The sequence below is a fragment of the Pantoea folii genome (genome assembly GCF_056678875.1).
Genome location: NZ_JBWXON010000028.1, coordinates 49,654 through 57,524, shown reverse-complemented (window position 1 = coordinate 57,524; position 7,871 = coordinate 49,654). Strand labels below are relative to the sequence as shown.

General features: G+C 49.7%; 8 protein-coding genes and 3 tRNA genes. 2 read left to right on the top strand and 9 right to left on the bottom strand.

Annotated elements, in window-relative coordinates; translation table 11 throughout:
• Nucleotides 1-222 precede the first annotated feature (222 nt).
• From AC1MDE_RS24385 to uvrY, 6 genes are all read right to left on the bottom strand, one after another.
• Nucleotides 223-308: transfer RNA gene (locus AC1MDE_RS24385), tRNA-Leu, on the bottom strand.
• An 11-nt stretch (nt 309-319) separates the two neighbouring features.
• Nucleotides 320-393, bottom strand: a tRNA-Cys gene (locus AC1MDE_RS24380).
• Nucleotides 394-435: 42 nt separating this feature from the next.
• A tRNA-Gly gene (locus AC1MDE_RS24375) sits at nt 436-511 on the bottom strand.
• A 141-nt stretch (nt 512-652) separates the two neighbouring features.
• Nucleotides 653-1,201, bottom strand: coding sequence for a CDP-diacylglycerol--glycerol-3-phosphate 3-phosphatidyltransferase (pgsA, locus tag AC1MDE_RS24370; RefSeq protein WP_480345155.1), 549 nt, complete (start codon nt 1,199-1,201; stop codon nt 653-655).
• A gap of 68 nt (nt 1,202-1,269) precedes the next feature.
• Nucleotides 1,270-3,102 (bottom strand): excinuclease ABC subunit UvrC, encoded by a 1,833-nt coding sequence (gene uvrC, locus AC1MDE_RS24365; RefSeq protein WP_034820298.1) that lies wholly within the window; start codon nt 3,100-3,102, stop codon nt 1,270-1,272.
• Entirely contained in the window at nt 3,095-3,754 is a 660-nt protein-coding gene (gene uvrY, locus AC1MDE_RS24360) for a UvrY/SirA/GacA family response regulator transcription factor (RefSeq protein WP_034820300.1), read from the bottom strand. Before uvrY ends, uvrC begins: the two co-directional genes overlap by 8 nt.
• Before the next feature lie 429 nt (nt 3,755-4,183).
• On the opposite strand from uvrY, the gene AC1MDE_RS24355 reads away from it, so the two are divergent.
• A complete protein-coding gene (locus AC1MDE_RS24355; RefSeq protein WP_034820303.1) occupies nt 4,184-4,411 on the top strand; it encodes a DUF2594 family protein in 228 nt (75 codons plus the stop codon).
• A 31-nt stretch (nt 4,412-4,442) separates the two neighbouring features.
• Here AC1MDE_RS24355 and AC1MDE_RS24350 read toward each other — a convergent pair whose 3' ends face one another.
• Entirely contained in the window at nt 4,443-5,054 is a 612-nt protein-coding gene (locus AC1MDE_RS24350; protein ID WP_034820307.1) for an acyl-homoserine-lactone synthase, read from the bottom strand.
• 122 nt (nt 5,055-5,176) lie between these two features.
• Nucleotides 5,177-5,899, bottom strand: a complete 723-nt coding sequence (locus AC1MDE_RS24345; protein WP_034820310.1) for an autoinducer binding domain-containing protein — start codon at nt 5,897-5,899, stop codon at nt 5,177-5,179.
• Nucleotides 5,900-6,450: 551 nt separating this feature from the next.
• Here AC1MDE_RS24345 and AC1MDE_RS24340 point away from each other — a divergent pair.
• A complete protein-coding gene (locus AC1MDE_RS24340) occupies nt 6,451-7,125 on the top strand; it encodes a DUF4396 domain-containing protein (RefSeq protein ID WP_034820313.1) in 675 nt (224 codons plus the stop codon).
• Here AC1MDE_RS24340 and AC1MDE_RS24335 read toward each other — a convergent pair whose 3' ends face one another.
• Nucleotides 7,126-7,824 carry an extensin-like domain-containing protein gene (locus AC1MDE_RS24335; RefSeq protein WP_058959631.1) on the bottom strand — a complete coding sequence of 233 codons (699 nt, stop codon included), beginning with the start codon at nt 7,822-7,824 and terminating at the stop codon, nt 7,126-7,128.
• Between the last annotated feature and the right edge of the window lie 47 nt (nt 7,825-7,871).

Genomic DNA, 7,871 nt, shown 5'->3' with positions numbered 1-7,871 from the left:
GAGCAGATGAGCAGATGAGCAGATGAGCAGATGAGCAGATGAGCAGATGAGCAGATGAGCAGATGAGCAGATGAGCAATTGTAACGGGCAGTTGATATCGAGGATAGATATTAGGAATTGAAATTATGAAGTAAATTGCAGGCACAAAAAAACCGCCCTTGGGCGGTCACGACATTACTGCATATTGCTTTGATTTTATTTGGTTTTAGCGACTACTAAATATGGTACCCGGGGCGGGACTTGAACCCGCACAGCCATAAGCCGAGGGATTTTAAATCCCTTGTGTCTACCGATTTCACCACCCGGGCAGGGTGTAAATTGGAGGCGCGTCCCGGAGTCGAACCGAGGTAGACGGATTTGCAATCCGTTGCATGGCCACTCTGCCAACGCGCCTTTATTCTGATGTGTCATCCGTTAACAACGGAGGACTAAATTTGGAGCGGGAAACGAGACTCGAACTCGCGACCCCGACCTTGGCAAGGTCGTGCTCTACCAACTGAGCTATTCCCGCAATTCACCGAACTCGCTGATTTTATTCAGCTTCTTGCAGACTCGCTGCCGTTCGATGCGATGCATTCTACTTATCTGACGCAATGAGTCAATAGAATTATCCACACAGTGCGTCCGTTTGCTGCTTTTTAAATCGTATCGATCAGCTATCGAGCAAATCACCGCGTGCGGCGCTCAAATACTGGAACATTGACCAGAAGGTCAGCACCGCGGCGATATACAGCGCCACCACGCCCACTCCCACTACGGTTGCGTCTGGACGCCACAGCAAGGCGAACAGTGAGAACATCTGCGCCGTGGTTTTCACTTTGCCAACCCAGGAAACCGCCACGCTGCTGCGCTTACCAATCTCCGCCATCCACTCACGTAAGGCTGAGATAATAATTTCGCGCGCGATCATGGTCGCTGCCGGTAAGGTAATCCACCAGGCGTGGAAATACTCGGCGACCAGTACCAACGCAATGGCCACCATCACTTTGTCTGCCACAGGATCCAGGAAAGCGCCAAAACGCGTGGTTTGCTTCCAGCGGCGGGCAAGAAAACCATCAAACCAGTCAGTCACGGCGGCAACGACAAAGATCAATGCAGTGGCAAAAGGTGCCCATTGAAAAGGCAGATAAAATGCCAGCACAAAGAATGGAATCAGTACAACTCGAAACAGGGTAAGACACGTCGGAATGTTAAATTGCATATGCCAGTAACTGTCTGGTGTGAGTAGAATTTAACGTATGTTCCTACATTGCCCCCCCTGTTTCAATGCTAGTGTTTCAGCGAGTAGTAGATTTTTTCCGCCAGCGCGAAGGAAATCCCCGGCACTTTAGCAATCTCATCCACGCTGGCATTCATCAGGGGTTGCAGGCCCCCCATGTACTTAAGCAGCTGTTGGCGCCGTTTTGGCCCGACCCCTTCAATGCTTTCAAGTGCACTGGTGTTCTTCACTTTCGCACGTTTTTTCCGGTGCCCCGAAATTGCATGATTGTGAGAGTCATCACGAATATGTTGAATCACATGCAGTGCAGGCGAGTCCGGCGGCAGCGAAACGCCTTCCCCTTCCGCCTCAAAAAACAGCGTTTCCAGGCCCGCTTTACGGTCAGTGCCTTTTGCCACGCCCAGCAGAATGGGATGATCTTTATCCCAGGGCACATCCAGCTCTGCAAACACCTGTTTCGCCTGTGCCAGCTGCCCTTTACCGCCATCGATGATAATCACATCAGGGATTTTGTCCTCCTCCAGCGCTTTACCATAACGACGACGTAATACCTGGTTCATCGCGGCGTAATCATCGCCAGGCGTGATGCCTTCAATGTTATAGCGGCGGTAATCCGAACGCAGCGGTCCATCGCGGTTAAAGACCACACACGAAGCTATCGTCTGCTCACCCATGGTGTGACTGATGTCGAAACATTCCATGCGCTTGATGCTGTCGAGTTCGAGAAAGACTGCCAGCGCCGCCAGTCGCTGCTGAATAGTGGAGTGCTGAGACAGTTTAGTGGTCAAAGCGGTGGCCGCATTGGTGCGCGCCAGTTTAAGGTAGCGTGCCCGATCGCCGCGCGGTTTGCTTTGAATATTGACCTTGCGGCCGGCCAATTCACTCAAGGAATCGGCCAGCAACTCACGTTCGGGCAGACTGAAGTCCAGCAGAATATCAGCTGGCAAAGTGCGAGCTTCGCTCCCCTGCAGATAAAACTGGCCGACAAAGGTTTGCACCACTTCGGTGAGATCGGTATCAGCAGGCACTTTCGGGAAATAACTGCGGCTACCCAGCACTTTGCCCTGCCGAATAAACAGCACGTGCAGACAAGCCATACCGGCGTCGAATGCCACCCCCATCACATCAAGGTCATCCCCCTGATTGGAGACAAACTGCTTCTCAGTGACACGTCGTACCGCCTGAATCTGATCGCGCAGACGCGCCGCTTCTTCGAAGCGCAATCCATAGCTGGCCTCTTCCATGCGTTTGACCAACTGGTTGATTACTTGATCATCTTTGCCGGCGAGAAACAGCCGCACGTAATCGGTTTGCTGCGCATACTCATCTTCACTGACCAAACCCGCTACACACGGCCCAAGGCAACGGCCAATCTGATATTGCAAACAGGGGCGAGAGCGGTTGCGATAAACACTGTTTTCACACTGTCGAATCGGGAACACTTTCTGCAACAGCGCCAGGGTTTCACGCACCGCATAGCCATTAGGGAAAGGCCCAAAGTATTCCCCTTTCGCGTGTTTGGCACCACGATGCATCGCCAGTCGCGGATGCGCGTCTGCACTCAGAAATATATAGGGATAGGATTTATCATCACGCAGCAGCACGTTATAGCGAGGCTGATAGAGCTTGATGTAATTGTGTTCAAGCAGCAACGCTTCGGTTTCGGTATGCGTCACCGTCACGTCGATGTTTTGGATGTTACTGACCAGGACTTCAGTTTTTCGGCTGCCCACCTGAGTGCGGAAATAACTGGTCAGGCGCTTTTTGAGGTCTTTCGCTTTACCGACATAGATCACCGTGCCTGTCGCGTCATACATGCGGTAGACGCCGGGCTGACTGGTCACGGTGCTCAGAAAGGCTTTGGAATTGAAAACGTCACTCACTACTGATTAACGGCTCCGCATTATAGAGACCATGTCGAATGGCCAGATGCGTTAACTCTACGTCGCCACTGATGTTCAACTTACTGAACATACGATAACGGTAACTGTTAACGGTTTTCGGGCTGAGATTAAGCTGCTCGGAAATTTCCGTCACCTTTTGCCCTCGGGTGATCATCAGCATAATCTGCAATTCCCTTTCCGACAAACAGCTAAAGGGCGATTCGGCTTTTTGCGGCTCGATTTGGCTAAGCGCCATTTGCTGCGCAATATCTGATGCGATATAGCGCTGACCTGAGTGCACCGAACGAATCGCACTCACCACTTCCTGCGGGGCCGCACCTTTGCTCAGATAACCCGCCGCACCGGCTTGCATTACTTTTGCCGGCAGCGGATTTTCGGTATGGATGGTCAGCATGATAATGCGGATGTCAGGATTGAAGCGCACAATTTTTCGCGTGGCTTCCAGACCGCCGATGCCCGGCATATTCATGTCCATCAGCACCACGTCGACCGGATTGCTGCGGCACCATTTCACCGCGTCTTCACCACAAGCCACTTCCCCGGCAATTACCAATCCCTTCATATCTTCCAGTATGCGGCGAATACCGGCGCGTACCAGTTCATGGTCATCAACAAGAAGCAGACTGATCAACGGGACGTACTCCGCAGGTTAGTGAGGGGAAAAATATATTTCAGGAGGGCCATCTTACCGGGTTTGACGGTGAAAAAACATCTGGCTACGCAGATAAATCTCAAATGAAATGATACACATCAAATTGAACTCAATCCCAGATATCTTTTGAGTGAAACGCTTAGCATGCAAGAATTAAAATGTGAAATTGTGACTAATATCATTATGTTATAATTTATGCTCTTTTCATTGACCGCTGGGCTTTGCTTAATAAAAATAACTTCAACGCCTGATTTTTCCTGCCTGTTAATAACGCAAACATCCATTTAATGTTGGTTTAATCTCCACCGCTTCGCCTGGGATAAATTCCTCATTCAACCATATGATATACTCTGTTTTTTACACACAGATATTGTGTCTACATTCAGTAACACCACCAAGGAGTCAAAGATGAGTGATGAAGACTTTTCAACATCGCGGGATACCCAGGCATTGGCCGATGAAGTCGCTTGCCTGAAAATGATGGTGACGCTGATTCTGAAAGGGATGGGTCAGGCGGATGCCGGTAAGGTGATCATTAACATGGAGCGCTATGTGCAAAGCGCGTTAGCGGATAAGCCGCAGGCGGAAGTGTTCAGCAACACCATTCGTCAGATTAAAACCGCCTACCGTCAGTAAGCGGTGAAGCCCCGCGCGATGCGCGGGGTGGTCAACTGTGTGACTGCCAGTTCACTGAAACACCCAGTGACGGCAGCACCTCTTCCGGACTAAACCGGCGTGTGCCACGATACTTGTCCGCCAGTGCCGGCTGATGAACCGGAATACGAATGGCAAACAGATTATCCTCAGATTGAATCAACCCGGGTGATAAAGGTTCGTACACGACGTGGTGCTGCTCAAACATTTTTTCCAGCATCGGCGTTGCTGAACTGATCAGGTACTCCATACCGCTGAGTTCCGCCAACTGCACCGCATGCCACAAAATCGTCAGTGGCAGTTCTGCATCCACCTCAAGGCGTGCTGAAAAGCGTGACATTTCCCAGACTTTTTCCTGATCGAACGGCAGCACCATGCCTTCAGGCACTTCTGGTTCATGCCAGGGCAACAAACGTGCACAGCCGCAAATCCCCTGGCGCGCATTCCAGGCGATCATCCAGGTGACATCGGAGCGATCAAAGCGATCATACTCCTGTCCGGGCGTACTTAAGCGCGGCGGGATAGACCAACCTTCACCCCGCGCAAAAACGCTATAGCGATACGTTCCTAATTCTGCCAACAGAGAGGACGGCATATCCTTAAGCTGTGTTTGAATTACTTTCATCATGCGCCCCTGACATCCCCATGTTTGCAATGATTTCTTTGCGCCAGCCTGGCAAAGTTCCGGCGCAGGGTAGACAACTGACTAAAGAGTGGGAACTACTAAAATTAGTAGTTGCCTTTTTGCTATATCAGGCCAATTGCCGCCGCATAACACGCAATCTGCGTTTTATTGGAAACATTAAAACGCTTTTGCATATTCTTTTGGTGAAAATTCACCGTATGTTCTGAAATCGCTAAAATCAGTGAAATTTCCGCAGAAGTTTTTCCTTCCGCCGTCCATTTCAAAATTTCCAGTTCGCGTTGGCTAAAATCATTAGATAAAACCGCCATTGAACTATCATTTAGCCGCTCCAGCACGCGCAAACTCAGTTCCGCCAGAAGGTGCAGTTTCACCTCTAGCTGAACGCGTAAGTGTTGAGTCTGACTGTGAAGCGATGATGCTATAGATAATATACCAATGGCACGATTTGGCGCCATTGCCGAACAAGAAAAGCCGCTGTTGAGCCCTGCCGCATTCGCTTCAGCCCATAAATTACCGGCACCGGTAAATAAATCCCGCGTCCATTCCACGCCTCGTCCCGGCCGCTGACAAAGCAACAGCACCGGATCGACAGCATAATAATTTTCGCTTTCATAGCGCTTAACCCAGCTTTCCGGGTAAGTACTGAACAAAAACACGCGCGGCCGGGTAAAAGGCACGGGATGTTGAACCAGGAAAGCGAATGAATCGAAACCCATCGCTTCAATGTGTTTTTGTAATAGCGTTTTTACTTGAATCACTTCCGTCAGCGCCTGAAATTCATTTTCAGTTTCGCCACGCCAGACGAAATAATTATCGGTCGTCATTATTGCCTCAGCGTTGTTTCACGCTTTAACTTGTTATTCGTTCTGATAAACACAAAAAATAAATTAACTAGAGAAAAAATATTGATTGAAATGAGAGCAGCCCGCGGGGTAACAATCATAACCATCCTGATGTCAATGCGTTACCATTATGGGGAACTGAAAGCAGATACATTTTGCCAACAGCTTCACAACTTTAATCCTCTTTCCTGATTAGAATAGGATTTTTCCGAAGGAGTTTCAATCACCCTATTCATCGAAAATCATCATTAGATTGATAAATTTTTAGCATCGTCATTAACTAAAATCACTCACTTTGAAAGCGGTTACTGAGGGTAATAGCGGTATTTGTGGAACGAAGGCTATTCGGTTCATTCTTAATCCCAGTGATTTCTGTGGTGAGCGGTATAACGTGATTTCCGTCACCCTCTTTTCCAGCTACGCTTAGAGGATGTGCGGGGGATGACGCTGCGGACTTTTCAGGGGAAGACGTTGCGCCCTCAACCATACTGGCGCATTGTCATGCGTATTCGAGCATCATAACGGGGCTGACTATGATGAACCAACTGGCATTACCTTTCCTTGTACTGGGCGGTTGTACAGCGCTGATGATCTTAAAAGATCTTTTCCGTCACCCGCATCCGGTGGCCATCATGAATATCATCTGGCCACTGACCGGCCTCTATATGCCGTTCATCGGATGGTTAGCCTGGTGGTATCTGGGCCGTAAACCTTCACGTCAGGTAAAACTTGCGCTGCTGGTTCCACAAAAAATTCAGAGTAATGCCAGCTGGCAAACAATATTTATTTCCACCTCATTATCTGCCGCGGCCTGTATATTTGGCGACATAATGACCCTACCAATAATCACCTTGCTAAATCAGTTCGCCATTATGCCAACGCTCTGGATGCAGGCAATTATTTGCTTGATAGTTTCTCTGGTGGTGGGTTTATTTTTCCAGTTCCTGGCTATCCGCCAACGTGAAAAACGTTCATTTGGCCGGGCGTTATTATTAGCATTTAAAACCGAAACGTTTCCCCTGCTGATTTATCAATTAGGTATTTTTATCTTTATGGCACTGGCACTAAAATTTGTTCTCAACCAACAAATCAATCCATTGCTGGTGGCTTTCTGGTTTATGTTACAACTGGCCATGATCATCGGTTTTCTATTCTCCTGGCCCGCTAATCATTTCCTGATAAAACGAGGGCTTAATCCCGCCGTCTGACTAACGACAGTATCCGGCGCCGCGCATGCCCAGGTGAAAATGTCCGGCATGCGCGGCGTTGTAATCCGGTCCTAACGCATTACCAAAGGTCGCACAGCCGTTGTGCCATAAAGCGCGAAGCCCTGCTGCCGCATCCTCAGGTTGATGCCAGTTTTTTGCCACCTGCAGCCAGCGTCCATCTGCAAGCTGAAACCCAGTCACATCCCATGCATCTGCTGTTGCATGCTCGCTTAAACGCCCCTGCTGGCGATGATAGATATTTCGACAGGCGTAACTGCCGACGTGGGTGATTCGCCGAATCGGGCTGTTGATACCTGCCTGCTGAAGGGCGTGAGTGCTGTTGAGGACAAACATTGTGCTGCTCACCGCCATCGGGCAACTGGCAAGAAAGCTGCTGCTCAATGTCACTTCACCAAAACCACTCACGCGCAAAGGCTGTTCAATAGGGCAATCACCTTGCAGTGCTGGCACGGCGCGAAATTGTACCCACCCCTGCTGACTGGCTCGATGCATCACCGCCATACAGGCCGCAGGATCGTGACTCAGGCGCTGCAATTTGTAGCGCATCATCCATCCTGGAGGGTCAGTCACCGACAGCGGTGTAAATGGATTCCACTGCGGCGGCAAATGCGTTTTCAGCCACGGCAAACTCCACCAGCCACATAATGCCAACAGAGCAATCGCTAATAATGCGCGCATCACACCTCACGTTTACTCATAAAAAGAAGACGTAAGTGTAGGTGGCA

Coding starts and splice junctions, on each gene's coding strand:
- pgsA (WP_480345155.1), bottom strand. CDS start 1,201: ATGCAATTTAACATTCCGACGTGTCTTACCCTGTTTCGAGTTGTACTG.
- AC1MDE_RS24355 (WP_034820303.1), top strand. CDS start 4,184: ATGAGTGATGAAGACTTTTCAACATCGCGGGATACCCAGGCATTGGCC.
- AC1MDE_RS24350 (WP_034820307.1), bottom strand. CDS start 5,054: ATGAAAGTAATTCAAACACAGCTTAAGGATATGCCGTCCTCTCTGTTG.
- AC1MDE_RS24345 (WP_034820310.1), bottom strand. CDS start 5,899: ATGACGACCGATAATTATTTCGTCTGGCGTGGCGAAACTGAAAATGAA.
- AC1MDE_RS24340 (WP_034820313.1), top strand. CDS start 6,451: ATGATGAACCAACTGGCATTACCTTTCCTTGTACTGGGCGGTTGTACA.
- AC1MDE_RS24335 (WP_058959631.1), bottom strand. CDS start 7,824: ATGCGCGCATTATTAGCGATTGCTCTGTTGGCATTATGTGGCTGGTGG.